Origin of the sequence: Solibacillus sp. FSL R5-0449, assembly GCF_037975215.1 — a bacterium.
Taxonomy (GTDB): domain Bacteria; phylum Bacillota; class Bacilli; order Bacillales_A; family Planococcaceae; genus Solibacillus.
The window spans coordinates 1,197,931-1,219,571 of sequence record NZ_CP150239.1; the positions used below are offsets into that span (position 1 = coordinate 1,197,931).

Annotated in this window: 20 protein-coding genes; 15 read left to right on the top strand and 5 right to left on the bottom strand. The window is 32.9% G+C overall.

Annotation, left to right across the window (positions count from 1 at the left end; all coding sequences use genetic code 11):
• Positions 1 to 39 precede the first annotated feature (39 nt).
• Positions 40 to 1,170, bottom strand: coding sequence for a tyrosine-type recombinase/integrase (locus tag MKY27_RS05750; protein ID WP_339198455.1), 1,131 nt, complete (start codon positions 1,168 to 1,170; stop codon positions 40 to 42).
• Between the two features lie 37 nt (positions 1,171 to 1,207).
• Positions 1,208 to 1,606: an ImmA/IrrE family metallo-endopeptidase gene (locus tag MKY27_RS05755; RefSeq protein ID WP_339199638.1), complete on the bottom strand. Its 399-nt coding sequence runs from the start codon at positions 1,604 to 1,606 to the stop codon at positions 1,208 to 1,210.
• 269 nt (positions 1,607 to 1,875) lie between these two features.
• Here MKY27_RS05755 and MKY27_RS05760 point away from each other — a divergent pair, with 269 nt between their 5' ends.
• The 4 genes from MKY27_RS05760 (at position 1,876) to MKY27_RS05775 (ending at position 6,698) form a co-directional block, all read left to right on the top strand.
• Positions 1,876 to 2,853, top strand: a complete 978-nt coding sequence (locus MKY27_RS05760) for an ABC-three component system protein (RefSeq protein WP_339198456.1) — start codon at positions 1,876 to 1,878, stop codon at positions 2,851 to 2,853.
• A complete protein-coding gene (locus tag MKY27_RS05765) occupies positions 2,840 to 3,070 on the top strand; it encodes an ABC-three component system middle component 6 (RefSeq protein ID WP_339198459.1) in 231 nt (76 codons plus the stop codon). Before MKY27_RS05760 ends, MKY27_RS05765 begins: the two co-directional genes overlap by 14 nt.
• Positions 3,061 to 4,806, top strand: coding sequence for a DUF2326 domain-containing protein (locus MKY27_RS05770; RefSeq protein WP_339198462.1), 1,746 nt, complete (start codon positions 3,061 to 3,063; stop codon positions 4,804 to 4,806). Before MKY27_RS05765 ends, MKY27_RS05770 begins: the two co-directional genes overlap by 10 nt.
• 323 nt (positions 4,807 to 5,129) lie before the next feature.
• The gene (locus tag MKY27_RS05775) at positions 5,130 to 6,698 is read left to right on the top strand and encodes an IS1182 family transposase (RefSeq protein ID WP_107934954.1); all 1,569 of its coding nucleotides are present in this window, start codon (positions 5,130 to 5,132) and stop codon (positions 6,696 to 6,698) included.
• 128 nt (positions 6,699 to 6,826) lie between these two features.
• Here the strand turns inward: MKY27_RS05775 and MKY27_RS05780 are convergent, their stop codons facing one another.
• Positions 6,827 to 9,214, bottom strand: a complete 2,388-nt coding sequence (locus MKY27_RS05780; protein ID WP_339198468.1) for an AAA family ATPase — start codon at positions 9,212 to 9,214, stop codon at positions 6,827 to 6,829.
• Between the two features lie 613 nt (positions 9,215 to 9,827).
• Here MKY27_RS05780 and MKY27_RS05785 point away from each other — a divergent pair.
• From MKY27_RS05785 to MKY27_RS05800, 4 genes are all read left to right on the top strand, one after another.
• Positions 9,828 to 10,169 carry a hypothetical protein gene (locus MKY27_RS05785; RefSeq protein ID WP_339198470.1) on the top strand — a complete coding sequence of 114 codons (342 nt, stop codon included), beginning with the start codon at positions 9,828 to 9,830 and terminating at the stop codon, positions 10,167 to 10,169.
• A gap of 308 nt (positions 10,170 to 10,477) precedes the next feature.
• Entirely contained in the window at positions 10,478 to 11,065 is a 588-nt protein-coding gene (locus MKY27_RS05790; RefSeq protein ID WP_339198472.1) for a hypothetical protein, read from the top strand.
• Entirely contained in the window at positions 11,031 to 11,627 is a 597-nt protein-coding gene (locus MKY27_RS05795) for a phage terminase large subunit family protein (protein ID WP_339198475.1), read from the top strand. Before MKY27_RS05790 ends, MKY27_RS05795 begins: the two co-directional genes overlap by 35 nt.
• A 16-nt stretch (positions 11,628 to 11,643) precedes the next feature.
• Complete coding sequence (locus MKY27_RS05800; protein WP_339198479.1) at positions 11,644 to 12,120, top strand: N-acetylmuramoyl-L-alanine amidase; 477 nt, start codon at positions 11,644 to 11,646, stop codon at positions 12,118 to 12,120.
• Positions 12,121 to 12,614: 494 nt separating this feature from the next.
• Here the strand turns inward: MKY27_RS05800 and MKY27_RS05805 are convergent, their stop codons facing one another.
• Positions 12,615 to 12,944 carry a hypothetical protein gene (locus MKY27_RS05805; RefSeq protein ID WP_339198483.1) on the bottom strand — a complete coding sequence of 110 codons (330 nt, stop codon included), beginning with the start codon at positions 12,942 to 12,944 and terminating at the stop codon, positions 12,615 to 12,617.
• 361 nt (positions 12,945 to 13,305) lie between these two features.
• On the opposite strand from MKY27_RS05805, the gene MKY27_RS05810 reads away from it, so the two are divergent.
• Together MKY27_RS05810 and MKY27_RS05815 are read left to right on the top strand one after the other, a co-directional pair.
• A complete protein-coding gene (locus MKY27_RS05810; protein WP_339198486.1) occupies positions 13,306 to 14,451 on the top strand; it encodes an ABC transporter permease in 1,146 nt (381 codons plus the stop codon).
• 52 nt (positions 14,452 to 14,503) lie between these two features.
• Complete coding sequence (locus MKY27_RS05815) at positions 14,504 to 15,040, top strand: PadR family transcriptional regulator (protein WP_339198489.1); 537 nt, start codon at positions 14,504 to 14,506, stop codon at positions 15,038 to 15,040.
• A 514-nt stretch (positions 15,041 to 15,554) separates the two neighbouring features.
• On the opposite strand, the gene MKY27_RS05820 is transcribed toward MKY27_RS05815, so the two are convergent.
• Complete coding sequence (locus tag MKY27_RS05820) at positions 15,555 to 16,166, bottom strand: TetR/AcrR family transcriptional regulator (protein WP_339198492.1); 612 nt, start codon at positions 16,164 to 16,166, stop codon at positions 15,555 to 15,557.
• A gap of 195 nt (positions 16,167 to 16,361) precedes the next feature.
• Here MKY27_RS05820 and MKY27_RS05825 point away from each other — a divergent pair, with 195 nt between their 5' ends.
• The 5 genes from MKY27_RS05825 to MKY27_RS05845 all read left to right on the top strand — a co-directional run bounded on the left by MKY27_RS05825 (position 16,362) and on the right by MKY27_RS05845 (position 21,567).
• Entirely contained in the window at positions 16,362 to 17,123 is a 762-nt protein-coding gene (locus tag MKY27_RS05825) for an SDR family oxidoreductase (protein WP_339198494.1), read from the top strand.
• A 159-nt stretch (positions 17,124 to 17,282) separates the two neighbouring features.
• On the top strand, positions 17,283 to 18,092 hold the full coding sequence (locus MKY27_RS05830; RefSeq protein WP_339198497.1) for a glucose 1-dehydrogenase: 810 nt from the start codon (positions 17,283 to 17,285) through the stop codon (positions 18,090 to 18,092).
• Positions 18,093 to 18,126: 34 nt separating this feature from the next.
• The gene (locus MKY27_RS05835) at positions 18,127 to 18,666 is read left to right on the top strand and encodes a TetR/AcrR family transcriptional regulator (protein WP_339198500.1); all 540 of its coding nucleotides are present in this window, start codon (positions 18,127 to 18,129) and stop codon (positions 18,664 to 18,666) included.
• Between the two features lie 63 nt (positions 18,667 to 18,729).
• A complete protein-coding gene (locus MKY27_RS05840) occupies positions 18,730 to 20,310 on the top strand; it encodes an FAD-binding protein (protein WP_339198502.1) in 1,581 nt (526 codons plus the stop codon).
• Between the two features lie 456 nt (positions 20,311 to 20,766).
• Positions 20,767 to 21,567, top strand: a complete 801-nt coding sequence (locus MKY27_RS05845; RefSeq protein ID WP_339198504.1) for an SDR family oxidoreductase — start codon at positions 20,767 to 20,769, stop codon at positions 21,565 to 21,567.
• The last annotated feature ends 74 nt before the right edge of the window (positions 21,568 to 21,641 follow it).

Genomic DNA, 21,641 nt, shown 5'->3' on the forward strand with positions numbered 1-21,641 from the left:
ACTGATTTTTAATTGCCCACATTTTGCCCACAAACTTTTTTATTGCCCCAATTTTTCCATGTATTCATCAAAATTATGAAGGGTATTTTCTGCATGTTTATGCGATATATGCGCATAAGTATTAATTGTAGTAGTAGCAGATTCATGACCAAGACGATCAGCAATGGACTTCATATCCCATCCAGCCTCAATAAGCATTGCCACATGCGTATGACGGGTAGAGTGAATCGGAATTGGCTCAAGTTCTAAATATTCCTGAGAAGATTTAAAAGCATTCCAAAGTGTGGATTTTGAAATAGGGTTTCCATCATCACGAGCGAATACAAGATTTAATTCATGATTGTAAAGGCTACCGACAAGCATCTTCTGTTCGGTACGATACTTTACATATGTTTTGAGCTTTTGCATATATTTTGGACGCATTTTTATGATGCGGGTAGAGGAATAGGTTTTTGGATCACCCAGGAGATCGTCACCTTCTTCTGGTTGGAAATCTAATATTTGATCTACACGCAAAGTATTTTCACGCCAATCAATATCATCTAAACGAAGTGCAGCACATTCACCTTTACGCATCCCAGTCTCAAAAAGTGTCTCAAAAAATAAACCTAATGTATAATCACGGCGATAAAGGTATTCTAAAATTTGAGGGACGAGACTAGGTTCTATGAATTTTAGTTTTTTCACGGGCAGTTTTTTTATAACCACATTTTCACAAGGATTTTTAGTGATATATCCATTTAACACAGCACGTTTCATACATTGATAAATTGCATTATGAACACGACGAGCTGTAGAATGTGCTAATCCACCTTCAATAATGCTATCTATAAATTTTTGATAAGCCATTGGGCGAATTTCCTGTAGGTGCATATCTCCAAAAGCAGGGCCTGCATGATCGCGAATTGCATTACGGTATGTTTTGTAAGTGTTGGGCTTCAATTTATCTTTTACATAGTTTTCAAGCCACATTTCCCCAAAGACTTTAAAGAGCATTTTACCACCAAGATGCTCATTGTTTTTTAATTCGACTTCTCTTTCCATAGCTGCTTTTCTAGCTTCTGGTTTTGAATGAAAGCCACCTCCGGTATACTCTTTCCATTCATCATTGAATCCTTTTACACGAATACGATAGGTCCAATACTTGCCACGTTTTCGAAATGAGGCCATTAAATCATCTCCTTTACAAATTAACCTTATATGTAATTCATTCTTTAGAGAATCGATTTGGATATTCCAATTTGGAATACAATTTATGTTGAGTTAAGTAATGCTGCAGTCGTTCCAGTGCAAATTCATATTCCACATTAAAAAGCTTTTGCACTTCATAGACCGTCATAAAATCAAAATTATAAATTGATAATTGATCTAGCATAAAGGTAGGGATAGCTGCATGAGACATAAAAATGTTTGCTTTAGCTTCTTGATACTCCCGAAAGCTTGGAGGAATCTTACTTTGATTGCCAGCATGGAAGAGAACATGGGCAAGTTCATGACAAAATTCCTGCCATTGTTGCTGTGATGTCAGGTTTTCGTTTAATAATATAAATCCTTTATTGCCTGTAAAAAGCGCTTGGCTAGCATCTGACCAGTAAAACACATAAATGCCTAGTTGTTTCGGCTATCGTTTGAAAATTCAGCTCCTGGGGCTTTGTAATGCCGATTTTTTCATAGAAGTTTTTGACGTAATCTTCGGTGTGCGTGTAATGCTGTGTAGCCATCCAATCATCTCCATTATTAAAATGAGAACATTTGTTCTTTATATTGTATAGTAAATATTATATAATAATCAATATAAATGATGAAAACCATCCCCTATTGTATTAGAAATAATTGTATAATACATAGGTACATATTATTGAAGGTGGTTTTGTTATGAATAGGGTTAATTATTATGATGACATACAGCTTAAACTTACTAACCTGATTAGTAGAATAGAAATGAATGGCTCATTAAATTTATTACATTTAAATATTCATGCTGAAGCGTTTTTTAGAGATTTTTTAAACAAATTATTAAATTTGAAATTAGAAAATGCTAATAACTTAGAACAAAATATTGAAGCGATAGATCTTATAGACAATGAAAATAAAGTAATAGTACAAGTTACTTCAACATGTACACTTGAAAAAATAAATTCAACTTTAAAGAAAGATATATTAGATAAATTCCAAAAAGAAGGATATACTTTACGTTTTCTATTTTTAAAAATTTCTGCTACTAGTTTTACTAAAAGTAAAATTAAAAATATTCATAATATAAATTTTGATTCCGATAATGATATTTTAGATTTAAAAGGATTATGTAGAGTTTTAATTGATCTTCCAACAAATAAACTCATAGACATTAAAGAACTTATAGATTTAGACTTAAGTATTGATTACGAATCAACAAAAATCACTTCAAATTTAACTATGGTAATCAATTCTTTAGCAGAACAAAATTTAAGAGTAAAAGACACGAATTCAAATTTACATGAATTTAATATAGAAAATAAGGTAGAGTTTAATAACTTATTACATATGAAAAGGAGAATTAATAGATATAAAATTTATTATTCTCAAGTAGATTCAATTTATCGTGAATATGACCAATTAGGTTCGAATAGAAGTTTGTCTGTCTTTGATAAACTCAATTCATTTTATGAAGAAGCATTAATAGCATGTAATACTAGTGGGGAAGTATTTTTAAAAATCTTGAATGAAACTAAAATGTATATAATGCAAAGTGAAAATTATGTTAATATACCAGACGAAGAATTGGAAGTTTGTATTTCTATAATAGTTGTAGACGCATTTATAAGATGCGAAATTTTTGAAAATCCGGAGGGATATACTCATGTTATTACCTAAAAATATGCATCCCCTTGATAGTATATATTTCAACGGAGCAATTGTACTGGAAAAATTACAAGTTACGCAAGAGGATTTAGATATGATTCAGCTTTACAAGATTGTTAATAGCGAGAAGGCTATGACGTTTCCGGTTTTTATTCTTTGTTTAGACTGGTTATTTCTAATGAATTTAGCAGAAGTAGATGAAAAGGGAGCTGTACATTTATGTTTATAAAAGAGTTAGTGATTGAAGATAAATCAGGAATGATTAGAAAAGTCCCTTTTCACAAAGGGCTTAATTTAATAGTAGATGAAACACCTGTATTCCCTTCGGATGACATAGATAAAAATGGAATTACTAAAACCGGGAATAATGTTGGTAAAACTACTGTATTAAAATTAATTGATTTTTGTTTAGGTAACGATCCAAGGGACATATATCTTGATAATGAAAATAAAAAAGAAATTAAATATATTAAAGAGTTTTTGCAGAATAATCATGTGATAGTTACTTTAATTTTAAAAGAAGACTTGGAAGATGACATTAGCAAAGAAATTGTTATTAAAAGAAATTTCTTATTAAGAAACAAAAGGATTATGGAAATTAATGGATATAACTATATAGGAAATTCAGGACAGGATTTTTTAGATAAATTAGATGAATTGATTATAGGTGAGAGAAAATCCGAAAAGCCAACTTTTAGAGAAATAATTTCTCATAATATTAGATATTCTGAACAAAGAATCAGCAATACGTTAAAAGTACTTTCTAGTTACACCTCAGAACCTGAATACGAGACATTACACTTATATCTCTTTGGTGTTGAACAATCTGAACGTGCTCCTTATATTAGTAAAATAGCTGTAGAAAAAACGTATAAGGCACGATTAGAAAAGCCATTTGATAAAAATGCATTAGAATTTAAACTTTCTTTAACTAAAGAAGACATACTTAATCTGGAACGAAAAATTCAACAACTGAATATAAATCAGAATTATGAAACAGATTTAGGGTTATTGAACGAAGTAAAATATAAAATTACAAAAATTAGTTCAGAAATATCAAAGTTAACTTTAAGAAAAAAAATTATAACTGAAGCAATCGAAGATTTAAAAAGCCAAAGTGCAAAAATTAATATTCAACAATTAAGGATTATTTATGATCAAGCTTCACAATACGTAGAAAATCTTCAAAAAACATTTGAAGAGCTTGTAGAATATCATAATAAAATGATAATTGAGAAGGTGAATTTTGTAGGTCATGAATTACCCGATATAGATAAAGAAATAATTAATTTAAAAAAATTATTAGAACAAGAGTTGGAGAAGGAGAAAGACTTATCAAAAAAAATAGTTAAAAGTAATACTTTTAAGGATTTGGAAGATTTAATTAAAAAGTCAAACGAAGTTCATCAAGAAATGGGGGAAATAGAAAATACCATTAACCAAATTAACCAGGTAGAAGAAATTATTAACGATTTAGAAGAAGATTTGAAATTGATAGATGAACAGCAGTTTAGCGAAGAATTTCAAAATCAGATAAAAAAACAATTAACGAAATTTAATAAGTACTTCGCTGATGTAGCTACAAAACTTTATGGAGAAACTTATGCAATAACATTTGAAGTGAAAGAACATAAAAAATCAAAAAGGGATGTATATGTTTTTTATTCATTTAATGCAAATGCAAGTTCAGGTAAAAAGCAGGGAGAAATTCTTTGCTTTGATCTTGCTTACATTCAATTTGCAGATATTGAAAATATACCAGTATTGCACTTTATTCTAAATGATAAAAAGGAGCTAATGCATGGTAATCAATTAATAAATTTAAATAACTATATTAAGGATAAAAATATTCAGGTAATTTTGTCGATTTTAAGTGATAAAATTCCACAGGAATTAAATACAGATAATTTTGTAGTATTAAGATTATCTCAAGAAGATAAATTATTTAGAATAGAAAATAGATAAAAATAAATGGGGTTGGGACAAAACCCACCTCAAATTCAAAAGCCGTTCAAACTTTACGATGAGTAAAGTTTGAACGGCTTTATTATTGTTTCTACTATGTAGCCGTTGTTCTCCGTTACGGCGGACGCATTCCTGGGGGCACGGCTCGAGCCTGTAGTCTCTCCCACGTGCTTGTCCCCTGGGAGTCGCCGCCTTCACTCCGAACAACTAATTTTTCTTCTATATCAAGTAAATCTCTGCATAATTTCAGGCATGAAAAAAGGACATTCTCTGTTAAAATTTAAGTATCCTACAACCAAATTTCAAACGAAAGAAGTGTCCCTATGTTTAAAGATTATAACATGAATCAAATTATATTACCGCTAGATTTAGAAGTAAAGTTACATAAAAATGATATTGCCTTTTCTATCCATCATTTGGTCGAAAGCATTCCGAACGAAGCTTTCGCTCCTTTTATTCACCATACTGGTTGTCCATCATATCATCCACGTATGATGCTAAAGCTGATTTTATGCGGTTACACACAATCCACTTTTTCAGGAAGAAAAATAGAGGATCTGACAAGAGACAGTATCCGTATGATGTGGCTTGCCCAAGGATATGAACCAAGTTATCGCACTATTAACCGTTTTCGTGTACATCCCAATATGAAGGAACTCATTCGCCAATGTTTTGTACAATTTCGTTGTCAGCTAGTTGAAGAAAAACTCATCGATCAAGAAGCGATTTTTATCGATGGCACAAAGATTGAGGCAAATGCCAATAAGTTCACATTTGTTTGGAAAAAATCAGTGGAAAAACATCATACCAACCTCGTAGAAAAATCAAATAAACTTTACGATGAGTTATTGGAACATCAAATTATTCCTGAAATCAAACGTGAAAGTGATGAGCAGTTATCAATAGAAGAGTTAACTCAAGTAGCACATCACCTAGAAGAAGTAGTCGACGACTATACAAGCAAAATAGAACATTCTGAAGATGTCATTGAGCGAAAAAGATTACGTAGCGAACGAAAAACACCAAAGCAAATCCTCAAACAAGTATATGATTGGATTATAAGAAAACAGAAATATGAAAAGGATTTTGAAGTGTTTGGTACACGCAATAGTTATTCAAAGACAGATCACGAAGCAACATTCATGCGGATGAAAGATGACTATATGCAAAACGGTCAATTGAAGCCAGGTTATAATGTACAAATCGCTACTGAAGGTCAATACACACTCGCTTATGATGTATTTCCAAATCCAACAGACACGAAAACACTTATTCCATTTCTTAATCAAATTGAAGAAAATTATTTTGAGTTACCAAAACATATTGTAGCGGATGCCGGATACGGCAGTGAACAGAATTACCATGATATTCTTAACAAACGCAAACGAACTCCACTCATTACATTTAATCAATACTTGAACGAACAGAAGCGAAAATATAAAAATGACCCTTTTAAGACAAGTAATTGGGTGTATGAGAAAGAAAACGATGTCTACATTTGTCCAAATGAAAAGAGATTAAGATTCCAATACAATTCTGTTCGTACGGATAAAGCAGGTTTCCAACGAGAATTTAAAATCTATGAGTGTGAGGAATGTACAGGATGTCCTTTCCGTACAAAATGTACGAAAGCTGCGGAAGGGAAAAACCGTAGACTCATGATTAACGAGAATTGGGAACAACAAAAAGAAGAAGTAAGAGCGAAGCTTTCAGAAGAAAAAACGGCTGCCATTTATCGTCGACGTAAAATTGACGTGGAACCAGTTTTTGGATTCTTGAAGGCTAATTTGTGTTTCCGCCGATTTTCAGTTCGTGGAAAATCGAAGGTTACTAACGAAATAGGCTTGGCATTAATGGCCACAAATTTAAGGAAATATGCGGTAAGAGGATAACACCTCTTCCAATATTTTCTTTATAAAACGCAAAAAGAGAAATTGCATTGTGCAATTTCTCTTTTTGCGTGAACTGGAACTAATTCTGTCCCAGCCTCGTTTTTGGGTTATGTCCCAGCCTCATTTTTTTATGAAATTATTGAGACTAGAGGCTCTGTGGGAGCAGATGGAAATGTCGTGTCAATCCATGATTTTATTTGTTCAGTTTTAATATTTATATCTTCATTACCAACTTTTAAGTGTAATTCTAAATGTAATGGATTTAATAAGTATAAAAACATTAAAATATCTTTGGCAGTTTTAACTTTTTCATCTATTGAAAAATGTTCTTTAAATGTAGTGGAAAGAATTAATTTTGAGCGTTCATTTAAATGACTTTCAGTATTTAGAATTAACCTGTACATACTATTACTAAAATAATTTTTTTGTGCTTCAGTAAAATGTTCTAAAATGGCAGGGTCGCGAGTTAATTCTTCAATACCACATTTGTAATTAAATGTTGCATAAGCTTCGAGAACCCGTCTTAAATTATTCCCAATATTTAAGTCGTTACTAGAACTATCAATAACGAAATTGTAAATATTTTGGAGTAATTGAGAGTATTCATCGTAATTAGTATTATTAATTACTTCTAAATTTTTATTAAGTAAGTTAAATAATCCTATTTTTTTCTTATTAATATTTATATCGCTATATACTTTAGTCATATTATAAAGAACATCTAAATCATGAGTAAGAATTATTGATTTACTCTTTTCGTTACCGCAATGAAGTTCATTAAGAATATATCTTAAGAAAGAGTATACTCCAACTTTGTTTTCGAAATCGAAACTAGATAGCGGATCGTCTAAAATAAGAATACATTCTTTTTGAAATAATTGTTTAATATTCTCTTCCTTAAAAAGTGTAGAGAAAAAGTAACATAAGGAGATAATATTTTTTTCACCTATAGATAATGAACTAGGCTTAACAGGTTCATTTCTACTCATAACAGTATAAGTATTTTCAGAGGAAGTGAGATACAATCTATTTTCATCGTAGAAAATATACTGTAAATAACTATTGATTAATTCTAGAGCAATATGTATATTACTCAATGCGGCCTGTTCATTTTTAATTAAGCTATCTACATTATTGATAGCTGAGGCTTTATTATCTAAATCAATTTTTAGTTGATTAAAATTCTTTAATTTCCCTTTATATATTTTTACAAGGTCTTGGGTTTCTATAGATGCAATTTTTAGATTAAGAACTTTTAATTCCTCGAGCAATGTATTTTTCTGTTTAATTTCATCATTGAAAATTTCTATCTGTGCATTTACTTTATTTATAATATTATTCAATTCATCAAACGCATGTTTAATATTAAAGTGTAATTTTATTGATTTGTATGGGTTGTTTATTTTATTTTTTTTAGATTCATTGATATTTTTAATCTCATTATTAAAAAAATCTAATTTTGAAGAAAGTTCATTTTTTAAATCACTATCAATAATCTCTTCTAAGTATGTATAGTTAATGATTAGAGGAAGAATATTCAAATCGATGAGTGTATTTTTTAATGTATTTGCTTCTTCTGTGTTAAGAATTTTTTGAATACCATTTAAAACACTTAATTTATGTTGAGGTGAAACATCCTGTAAACAAGTATGACAAGTTGACTTTTCAGAGTTTAAAAATTCAAGTGTGTTTTTTGTGTCATTATCATTTAAAGAATTTAATATTTGAAGAATTTCTTTTTCTTTATTTGTTAGAATAGGTTCCTCAAGTTCAGTTTGTAGTAGATTAATAAGAGTATTTATGTTTTGAGGTAAATTAACTACTGGTAACTTATTTATCACGTTAGAGGATTTTAAAGTTTGATATTTATTTAACATATTATTAAAAGTCAAATTTACTTCTTCTAAAGTATTAGTAAAACTATTAGCATCAATAATAGTATTAATTAAATTTTCGTCAACTCTACCAGCAGTTTTATTGCCAGTAATAATTTGATGTCTATTTGCCCACGTATTTTTTAACTTATTTCTAATTTCTTCTTTGATATAGAGATGCGATTCTGTGTGAGTTAAAGAGTTTAAAGCAATATAATTAGTTTCTAAAAAACTATGTTCTTCTTTTAAACTAGTCAATGAATTTGTAAGATCATCAATTTTAGAAGTGATTTCAATTTGCTCACCAAACATGACGATTGTTTCCAGTCCATTCTCATTGAAGGAAACTTTATCTAAAGTAAATTCTTCATTATGGACAAAACATGGTGTATTGATACTTTCAATTGCTAATGGATCTAAGCCTTGTTTAGGGTGTTGTTGCAATTTTAAAAAATTTATTTCTGGAAATTCTGTTACTTCCATAGTGTTAAAAACTTCATTAAATGCTCTAGCAATACTAGATTTCCCACTGCCATTTTTACCGTATATAATTGAAGCTACTTGGTGTGAATTTGTGAATATTTTAAATTGCTTTTTTTCTTTATAATATCCGCCTTTAATTTCAATTGCACTAATCGACATATATACGCCTCCTTTTTAATAGTATCAATGTACTAGTTCTATATCTAATTCATTAATTCCTTCTATTTGTAGGAAATAAGAAAATAAAGTCGATTTATCATTTCAACTATGTGATTAAATCGCCTTTATTCTAATGAAATCACACCGAATATCGATATAAAAAAGACCAAAAGAAAAAGGTCAACCAGAAAAATCTGGATTACCTTATATTCCGAACAGGCGAGTTTCTCTTATAAGGATTAAAGCTCATTTTAAAGTGAACTTATATTAACAAGTGAATATGAAAATGATTAAAGCATCTTGAAATTTCAGGGTGCTTTTATTGTTTTTTAGGAAATGAGAAACATTTCACATTACTTTCACACTTTAGTGCGCGAATAACATTTACTCAATGTAATGTTGTAAAGCTCGAAAGGAATAAGTATCATAAAGAGTTGGTATAACTGAATTTATATAGACTTCTAGAGGTTAACAGAATATAAGTTATGTTAATGTCTATTTATTATGTAGTTCCAATTAAAAAGCATCAAATTATTAAAAGTTAAGCTAATCTATATGTTATTAAACAGAAAAGGGATATACTGTAAATATACTTTTGAAGGTAGGTGTAAATATGGGATTTTTAAATAAAGTCTTTGATTTTTTAAATCAAGGTAGTGGTGGAGAAAATGAACCTCCTCATTATTTCGAATTTAATTATGAGTATGAAAATAAGGCTTATGGTGATGATGGTTGGAAAAAATATAGAATAGATATTAAGGTAGAATTTAATTGGGATGAAAACAAGGGGATATACGAAATTAACTCATATGCTAGTTCTCCAGATGGATTTACAGATGTAGAAATCCCCGATTATAAACAGTTCGAAAATGATGTAAATATAGATTTGCAAAATATGAATATTCAACCGATTTATATTCCCGATATTGATGAGTGGAATTTTTATACTAATTAAATTGTACAGAGAAATAAATATGGCAGACTTGTGGCAGTAAGTTGGCAGTCTTTTTCGAAATGAACGTGCTATTATAGTAGTATGTAATATGTATAACAACATAACGACAGGCGATGTGGCTCATGCTGCGTCGTCTTTTTTTATTGCAATTATTATTTTATAAAAATAAAAGTGGGTCCTTCTGGCAATATTTGAAAAGCCTGCGGGTCTCGCGAACCCCAGAAACGATCTAGATATATGCCGGAAAATAACGTTCCTTCCACCCGGCTAGCAAAATCAAAGTTATATTTGAGAAATGAGGTGTGCAAATGTCGAGTACTGGAAAAACAAAATTAGATGAAAGAACCATAGTAAACACAAAAGCACTCGCCAAAATGTTTAATATGACGGAGAGAAATGTTCGCTATTTAGTTGAAGAGGGAATTATTGCTCGTGTAAATCATGGACGCTACGATCTAATCGATACAGTAAGCAGATACATCACATTTTTAAAAATGTCGAACGATGGTTTAGATGAGTCGAAGGTTCAGGAGTCTCTAGAATACGAAAAATGGTTGCATGAAAAAGCCAAGCGTGAAAAAGCAGAAATTGAGTTATCACATTTAAAGAAAGAAATGCACAAAGCAGATGAGATAGAGAAAGTTCTAAATCATATGCTTACCTCGTTTCGTTCTAAGATGCTTTCGCTCCCTTCAAAAACTGCTTTGCTTTTGGCTAGTAAAGATGATCCAAAAGAAATTGAAGCACTTCTTGAACGCGATATATATGAAGCATTAGCTGAACTAGCTGATTACGAGCCTTCCTTATTCTTTGAAGAGGATGACGTTGAAGATTTAGATATGGATATGGTAGGTGAGGACGATGGTACAGAAACAGACGTTGAACCTGTTTCGTAAAGTTGCTGGGGTTGTTGCTCCTCCACCAAAATTAACCGTTTCACAATGGGCAGATTCCCATCGTGTGCTTTCAAAAGAATCATCAGCAGAGCCAGGTAAATGGAATACAGATCGTGCACCATATCAACGAGAAATTATGGACTCAATTAGTGACCCTGATACAGATGAAATTGTTGTTATGTCTTCTGCTCAGGTCGGTAAATCAGAGCTTATAAATAATATCATTGGTTACTACATTGATTATGATCCTTCCCCAATGCTTTTAATGCAGCCAACATTGGAAATGGCTGAAGCATATTCGAAAGACCGAATTGCACCAATGATACGTGATACACCGACATTAACTAAAAAGGTAAATAGCCCGAAAGCAAAGGATGGCAATAATACTTTGCTACAAAAGAAATTTGCCGGCGGTCATTTAACATTAGTTGGTGCCAATTCTCCAGCGAGTTTAGCATCACGTCCAGTAAGGATTGTATTAGCGGATGAAGTTGACAGGTTCCCTTCCTCTGCAGGTACTGAAGGAGACCCATTTAATTGGGACGGAAACACTTGTCTATAGCGATAAAAATAGTGCCGTGGCAAAAAGTATTACAGATGCGATTGCAAAAGCAAGCGGTTTAAAGAATCGTGGGGTCAAGATTCGTAAGGATATTGGTATTCTTAAAGGTACAAACAAGCCCTGCTACTTAATTGAAGTATGCTTTGTTAATGATAGTGTAGATGTTGCGTTGTATAAAAAGAATTTTGCTGCCATTTGCCAAGCAATTGCAGAAGAATTAGCAAAAGCAGTGGGTAAAACATTATCGCCTTCCACAATTACTTCAAATGTCAAGGACAAGGAGACTCGTACATTGGATATTAACAGTCCAGCTTTAAATAACATTGTGAGTGATATTTTAGATAGCAAGGGACAACGTGAAACCATTGTGAATTGTGCCATTGCTGAGGGCGCACATAAGTCTTGGCTTGATAAGTTAAATGACCGTACTATTACAAACGATGAAATTTTAGCATTGGCTGCTATGTCTATTGTGAATGTTAAAAAAAATTAAAGCCCGTTTCTACTGTATCAATCAAGTAGTAGCGGACTTTTTATTTTGACAAAAATTAAATTGTTTTTAACTTAGTTCAACAATCGGTCCATATTGTGGAGCAACATTTTTTTGGGGGAGTGTAAAAAAAAGATGCAGATTTATAACGATAAAAGAATGGCTATACAAGTTTTTATGCAAATTAAAGATCATACCCAGTAAGCAAAAAGCCCTTATATCAAGGGTTTAGGAGACTTGCATAAAATAGCGTATAAACAATGTTCCATAAAAAAACAGACAAACGTTGATTTAATAACGTTTGTCTGTTTTTTTTGCGTCCCCAAACTTACATTTGGGAACGTTATTAGATATATTTTGGTATAGATTATAAATACACGTTAGTCCAATAATTTTTTAGTTTTGCTGTCTGTACCCCATAGAGAAATTGTAAAATACTTTTCTTCATTCAAAATTCCTTGAGTACAAAATTTCCAAAATATTAGCAAAGCCTTGAATTAAGATAGTATTTTTTCAAGTTCAATTTTTTTATCTACATATAAGTCGATACAGTATTCTAAAATTTCATCAAAATCCGCTAAATATTTTTTCCGTTTTGCCACAGGTTTTTTCTTTATCAACTCTTTTAAATTCGCTCTTAAGGTATGCTCTAACCCATTTTCGTATTTTTGGAGGTAACGAAGTGCATTCTCTAAATACTCAAGCGACATTTGTCTGTATAAAAGAGTTTTACCATCTAAGCCAATCCACTTCCCTTCTGATGCTGCTAAGAAGGGGAAAGAAGTTTCTAATAAAAGTTCCTCAATTTCTAAATCAGTTATTTCCATATTTCAGACCTCTTTTCCTTTATTATTTAACTGAAAAATTATGGAAGCTGTTTTTTCATCTTCCATATCTTGCAACAAGACCCTATAAATATTTCTCCCTAAATTACCAATAAAATCAATAGTATGTTTATTTAAGAAATATTCTTTTGGTAAATAAGACTTAAAACCCCACTTGTTAAATCAATAAGAAACGTCACCAAAGCGATTTGGGACATTTTTTGTATTTAGCACGGGTTAATTCCCCTCCCATTACGAAATTGTAAGGTTATAATCGTTTACTTTTGTAAAAAAGTATAATACTATAATTAATGTACTCAAATTAGAGTATATATAACAAAGAAATGGTAGGGATTATTCGTCTATGAATTTTAAAAAGTTTACAAGGCATCAAGGATTTGGTGCATCGATATTTATGGGTGTGTTTTATGCGGTGGCAATGCTTGTCATCTTTTTAATCGGCTACACGGCAATACCAGGGGAAATGGATCAATTAAAGATTGCGATTGTCAATGAAGACGCCGGAGAATCAGGTGCACAAATTAGCGAGCAGCTAAGTGAAAGCTTGCCGTTCAAAATCGAAACAGATTATTCACATGACAATGCTTTACAAAAATTAGAGGATAATGATATTTCATTATTAATTCATATTCCAGAAACATTTTCAGCGAATGCACAAAATGGTGAATCGGCTGAAATAAATTACACGGTCAATGAAGCATCTGCAACGATGGTCGCTTCGTCGATGAGTTCAATTGTGAATGAAGTAAACAAACAATTAAGTGCAAGTTTCTCAACACAAACTGCACAAGGCATTTTAATGAATATGAATGTGCCGGAAGAACAAGCTGCTGCGATGGCGGAGCAAATTGAAAATGCCTATGTCGGTAATTATGTCATCATGAATGATGTGCCAGATGGTATGCATAATACTATGCTACCAATGTTTTTAACGATGGTCAGCTATGTAGGGGCGATGATTGCAGCGATGCAACTTGTGCAAGTGTATAAACATCATCGTGGGAAAGAGTCACGCTTTAAGTTATTTGGTTATGTTCAATTATCAGCGTTGTTAATTGCGGTACTTTCAACAATTGCGGCTTTAATTACAGCGTATATTATTACAGATTTAGATACAGCTGTTATGCTGAAAGTAGCAGGTCAGCAAGTTTTATTATATATGGCAGCATTTAATGTATGTGCAATCTTTACGTTCTTAATTGGCGAAGCCGGTATGATTATAAATATCCCAATATTACTTTCACAAACGATTGCCAATGGTGCAACGATACCACGTGAAATGATGTATGGCTATTTCGAGGTTGCCAGCTACATCACACCGATGTATTATTCAGTTAATGCGTATTTAGCCACGATGTTTGGTTCGACTGATGCGTCACCATTTATTTGGGGACTGGCTGCAGTAGGTGTTGGTGCGTTACTTATCAACTTACTGATTGTGACTGTATTACACAAAAAAGAGCCAAAGCCACGTTCGATCATTCAATAATCAATCAAGCTGCAATCTACTCAGGTTGCAGCTTTTTTAGGAGGAGAAAAGGTTGACGATTCAAATTTATATTTTGAGCAAGCTAATGGAGGGAGATAGTTATCCATATCAGCTGAAAAAAGGGTTATCGGAGCCAGTACCGTTTGATAAAATGGCGAATATTTCGGAAAGCAAATTGTATTATCATTTTGAATCATTAGCAAAACAAGGGTTAATTGTTTCTAAGGAAATTATTAAAGAAGATAATCGACCGGATAAACAGGTTTATGCGATTACAGAAAAAGGGCGCGTAGCATTAGCGAAAAAAATTTATACTGTATTTGAAAAAGCGACAAAAATGTCAGAGGTCGTAATTGGCTTATTATTTGTGAAACATGTCGATGTAGAGCAAGTCATTAGTATTTTACAAGCTAAAAAGCGAAAGCTGGAACAAAATCATGAATTATTAGTGGACGTATTCAATCGAACAGTTGTCCCACAAGAACTTGAAGCGTCAGTTAATTTCGCGAATGAATACTTTATGGATTCGTTACAAAGAGAACTGGACTGGCATCAGCGTGTCATTGATTTAATTCAAAAAGAAAACTAGATAATATGGTCCCTTAGTCAAGGACAAATGAAAAAAAGGTTTAAGCTGATAAGAGATGGTTAGTCGGTGACCCGAAAGTGATTGAAAATATGTGGTATGAAGCGTATGTAGAATAAAGCCATTTGGGAGCAAGAGTATCCGAAAGGCACTGCGTTAGAGTCATTATTAGCACTCATGACAGAAAAATATAAACAATAACAAGCATGTATTTGAAATAATAGAACCCCTTATTGGTCGATAGCAGTGAATATAATCGTCACTTATCAATTACCGATAAGGGGTTTTATAATAAATTTGAAAGGATTGATGAACAATGAATATTGCACTCTAGATTGTACAAATCCTACTAGGGTTCATGTTTTTAACGGCAGGATTGATGAAGGCATTTAATTATGCGAAAGCAAAGGAAAGTCTTCCTTAGGTGAAAGATGTACCAAAAGGACTTGTAACGTCTGTATGGACTCCTGATAAAGCATATTCCATGTAGAATAATCAAAAGAAATGTTATTAGGGTTTATAAAGGTTCCTCCATGGTAGAAAGCGTTTTCTTAGTAGAAACCTTATATGGGGTGTATGTGTTTATTTTATAAATTTCTTCCGACAATTCTTCGAGAGTACAAGTAATTTCATTTTTAAGCCAAGCATTAATAATCCCTAGTAAGGATGACATGGCGTAATGACTATAAATGTGTTTATTAATTTGAACATTATTCTTAAAATGAAATTCAATATTTTCACGACTATGTTTAATTAATAAATCGTATAACCGTTTATTAAAATCATCAGCTAAATTAGAATTAATAAGCGCCTGTAAATAAAATTTATTGTAATCAACGTATTTTAATACGGTTACGACTGATGGATCTTTATCTTCAAAATTAATATTTGTTTCGCCGTTTTTAACAGGTAATAGTAATGCCCTCTCCATTTCTTCTAAAATAGTTTCCATAATTTCAATTAGTAGATGTTCTTTGTTCTCATAATGATCATAAAATGTAGACCGATTCACATCTGCTTCTGCAACGAGTTCCTTGATTGTAATCATGTCAAAAGATTTTTCATTTAATAGTCGAATAAAGGTATCTTTTAATATTTTTTTTGAACGCTTAATTCTTCGATCAATCATGCATACATCTCCTTCTTATAAATAACCGACAATTAACGAATAGCTGTCGGAAAACCGTCAAAATAGAAATTGTTACTGATTGTTGTTAATAATATTGCTCTATAAAATCAAATTATAAGCCACTGTTGCTTATCTAGTATAATCATTTATTTAATCATGTGGTATTTAATAAATTATTTCAAGGAGGACATTATCATGATGCAATTATCAGGGCGAAAAATTATTGTGACTGGTGGAGCTAGTGGCATGGGACAAACTCTTGTTGAAGAATTACCAAAACTAGGTGCGCAAGTTGTAAGCTTAGATTTGAATGAAGAGGCTGGTAGAGCAATTGCAGAAAAATCAGATGTGCAATTTGTTGCTTGTAATGTGACAGATGAAGCATCAGTAACCGATTCAATTCAAAAAGCAGTGGAATTATTAGGTGGCTTAGATGTTTTAGTGCATGCAGCTGGTATTGCACCGGCAAGCCCTGCTGAAAATATTACAGTAGATGGCTGGAACACAATGATGAATGTAAATGCTACAGGTACATTTTTATTAAATAAAGCTGTATTCCCGTATTTTAAAGAAAATGGTGGTGGCTCTATTTTAAATTTTGCAAGTGCATCAGGTGTAATTGGTTACCCAAATAAAGCACATTATGCGGCAAGTAAAGGAGCTGTTATTGCATGGAGCCGTTCTCTAGCGAGTGAATGGGGTAAATATAATATTCGTGTAAATATGATTGCGCCTACAATTTGGACGCCAATGTATGATCAAACACGTGCAGGTATGACGCCTGAACAGCTTGCTAAACATGATGAAATGACAAAATTTTCAATTCCGTTAGGTGGTAAATTAGGGGATCCTAAAAAAGATTTTTTACCGATTATGGCATTCTTATGCAGTGATGACGCACATTATATGACAGGGCAAATTTTCGCAATTGATGGCGGTGCATTAATGTTACGTTAAAATTATAAAATAATTGTTGATTAAAGCCTATGAATTACGTAATCTCATAGGCTTTATTTATTGTAATACTCAACAACTTCAATTGACTGATTATTCTAAAGTTTATATAATCATATAAAACATACATATGTATGTTTTGTGGATGGGAGGGATATAGTTATGACCGATTTTTCAAGTGTAAAAGAAAAGGTAGTCATTGTAACAGGAGCAGCAGATGGTTTAGGGAAAGCAATTGCTGAAACATATGCTGCGAATGGTATGAAAGTAGTCTTGTCAGATGTGAACGAGCAACAAGGGGAGCAAGTTGTAGAGAATATTATTGAATCGGGTGGACAGGCGGTATTTTATAAAGCCAATGTTGCCAATGAGGAAGATATTATTGCGTTAGTCCACTTTACAGTACAAACATACGGTAAACTGGATGGTATTGTAAACAATGCTGGAATGGCGGCACCGAATAAGGTACTTCATGAGTTATCGTTAGCTGAATTTGAAGCGGTGCAGAATGTCAATTTCAAAGGTGTATTTTTAGGGATGAAATACGGGATTGAAGCAATTTTAAAATCCAAGTCAACGGGTGGCTTCGTTGTAAATATTGCTTCATTAGCAGGGTTACAAGGAAATAGCGGGATGAGCTTATATACAGCATCTAAGCATGCCGTAGTGGGATTGACGAAAAATGCAGCCTTAGATTATGCCGCACATAACATTACAGTTAATGCGATTTGTCCAGGAACATTTAGAACGGCGATTTGGAACGATGCACCAGAAGAAGTCATTATAAGTCTTGCAAAGCAACTTTCACCGAATGGTCGTTTAGGAGATCCAACTGAAATTGCTAACTTAGCTTTATTTTTAGCCTCAGATTTATCACGCTTTACTAATGGTTCGATTATTAGTGTCGATGCCGGAGCTTCAGCGGGAAAAGCCTTGCCTATCGAATGGGAAAATCCAAGTATTTTGGACTGATTATTTGATGATACGTCGATAAGGGTGAAAGAATATGATAACAACGAAAGAAGAAATGAGTAAAACAGCAATTACATTATTTAAACAAAATGGGTTTGAACAAACGAGTATTAGTAAAATTTGCGAGACTTTGAAGGTTACACGAGGTTCGTTTTATCATCATTTTGAAAGTAAAAATGAATTATTACTATTTTGGTTTTTGCAAAATGCACAACAATTTGTCCAATTTGACCGTACGATTGGTTCGCCAAAAGCCATTTTAAAAAAGTTTATACTTGATTATGCATCGCTCATTACTTCAATTGGCAAAGACCTCATGTACTATATTTTTATGGCGGAACTCGAGTTGAAGGGTGAGCATTTTTATATTTATTATGGTGAACGGCAAGAATTTAAAACTTTTGTTGACCAGGCAAAACAAGCAGGTGAAATTACATCACTTATTGAGACAGAGCAATTGATGGATATGTTTTCAGCTGCTTTTTTAGGAACAGTCGTCTTATGGCGATTCCATCAGGATGAACTAACTATAATCGATAATGTCGAACAAATCTTTGAAACAATATACAAATAGGCGAAAGCATACTAGCTGAGTAACATTTACTACTAGTGTGCCGCAAATGAAAGAGGTTTTTCTATGGAAAAGGAAAATTTTGATATCATCATTGTTGGTGCTGGAATGGCTGGGGTATGTGCTGCTATTGAGGCAGCTGAAAACGGTTTAAATGTATGTATGCTCGATGTAAGTTATGGTGGTGGAGCTAGTGGGATCTCTGGTGGAGTTGTATATGCGGGTGGTGGAACTTCTACACAAAAAGAAGCTGGTGTAGAGGATAGTATCGATAATATGTATCGTTATTTAAAACAAGAAGTAGGAAATGTTGTTTCAGATGCCACGATTCGTAAGTTTTGTGAAGAAAGTCCAGGTTCAATTGAATGGTTGAAAGATAAAGGCATCAAGTTTGTTGGTACAGTATGTCCATATAAAACATCTTATCCAAATGATCAATTTTATTTATACTACTCTGGGAATGAAAAATCATATCCATATAAAGAAAAAGCTTCACCTGCTCCTCGAGGACATCGTACATTTGCAAAAGGACTTGATTCGGGGAAAGTCTTAATGGAAACGCTATTATCTTATGCGAAGAAATTACCAAATATTGATTTTCGTCCGTTAACGAGAGTGACTGATTTGTTAATCACAGACGGAAAAGTAACGGGTGTAAAATGCCGTGGGGTCAGAAACTTCAACAACCCCAAACATAAACGTTATGCGACAATTGGTACGAATTACGGGAAATATATTAAACCACTAGGCAAGAAAATGGATGAAAAAAGCCAACAAATATGGGAACAGCATGCAAAAGATTATGAAGTAACGGCAAAAGGAGTTCTTTTAAGTGCAGGCGGCTTTATTTTTAATGAAGAAATGTTGAAACAATATGGTGCAAAATCACAACATGTTATGCCGCTGGGTACGGTACACGATGATGGTTTTGGTATTCAATTAGGCATGAAAGCTGGCGGTGCTGTTGATCATATGGACGTATTGTCGATTTGGCGTTTCCTTTCACCACCGTCCGATTTTATTCGGGGAATCGCCGTGGATAAAAAAGGACAACGTATTTTAAATGAGGATTTATATGGTGCTACGTTTACGAAGAAAATGGTAAACGAGCATAACGGAGAAGGGTATTTAATTATGGACCGTGAAATTTGGCAGGATGCGAAAAAGAACGGCCCACGTGAATCTCTATCGTTCCAATCATTGATGATGCGATACCTATTTACTCTTGGCTTCTATAAGGCAAACTCTATTCCAGAATTAGCGAAAAAGGTCAAACTTCCAGTGGAAGAGGTGACGAAAACTGTGAATGAGTATAATAATGCGATTTTTACGGGACGTGATGAACCGATGCACAAAACACCAGAATCAGCTTCTCCAATTTTACGTCCACCATTTTATTTGATAAATGTCTCGATAAAAAATTCACCTGCTTTTCCAGCACCTGGCTTAACATTAGGTGGTTTGAAAGTGAACGAAGAAACAGGGCAAGTTGTGACAGCTTCTGGTGAATCAATAGAAGGGTTATATGCAGCGGGACGTTCAGCAGTTGGTATTTGTTCAAATAGTTATATTAGTGGACTTTCATTGGCCGATGCGATGTTTTCAGGGCGTCGAGCAGCAAGACATGTAAGCCAATTGTCAAATTGATTCAAATACGATAGAAAACTACTAGATATTGTAGTAGAAGGCGATATTGAAGAGTGAAGAAGACTTTCTATAAAATGAGTTGTTAAACTGTGTGAAAGTTAAAGAAACCAATCTATTTATTAACTTGTACTACCACTAGTACAATATTTATACATCGTAAAAACTGCTTCTATTGAAATAATCGATTAAGGAAGTAAATGAAAAGCAGGTGCAACCATATGTTATGGATATATCTGCTTTTTTTACGTGTATGCATTAGCTACGATCTTTTCTAAGTTAATATTTGTACTAGTATTCTATGTATTGCTTTGATATATTGATATTAAAATATAATACTCAAATTTGAGTGGTGTATTTTGAGTGAATGGGGTAAAAGGCGATTTTGGAATTTTGTTAAATCAATGGGGATAGGATGATTTGCATAGTTAAAATTGTAAAAAGAAGGAGTTATTTCAAATGTCAAAAAACGTATATGTTATCACAGGTGGTTCAGGCGGAATGGGGAAAGCAACTGCTGAATTAGTCGGGAAATATGGCACTGTGTTATTAGCAGATGTGTCTGAAGAACGTTTAGAAAATACAAAACAAGAATTAGCTACTAAAGGGATTACAGAAGTCTATATTCAACAGGTAGACATTACAATTAAAGAAAATGTTATGGAACTTGCAGAAAAAGCCAATGCATTAGGAACATTAAAAGGCTTAATTCATACAGCAGGTTTATCACCAACAATGGCTGACTCAAAACGAATTACGGAAGTAAATTTAGTAGGAACAGGGTTTATTCTGGATGCTTTCTTACCTTATGCCACTGAAGGAACGTCTGTAGTATTAGTATCTTCTATGAGCGGTTATATGCCACCTCGTCAAGGGCCATATGTGGAAGTACTAAAAAAACCATTAGCTGATAATGTAATTGAGACGATGGAACAATTTGCTCAAGGAAATCCAGGAGCAGCTTACTCTTTATCTAAATTAGGTGTGCAATTAATTGCTGCAGATCAAGCTTGGATTTGGGGACAAAAAGGAGCACGAATTAACTCGCTTTCACCCGGAACAATAAACACACCAATGGGGCGTCAAGAAGCGGAACAGCAGGAACAAATGGCACAAATGCTAGCCATTACACCACTTCAACGTGAGGGAGAACCTACTGAAATTGCGACAGCAATAGAGTTTTTACTTAGTGATGCAGCTAGCTACATTACAGGTATCGATTTACGAGTAGATGGCGGAACAATCGCGAACTTAAAGTAATGCTATTAAATTATTTTAATTTTTTGTAAGATAAAAAAATATGGGCGCTAGGTATACTGAAAATATGTTTGTTT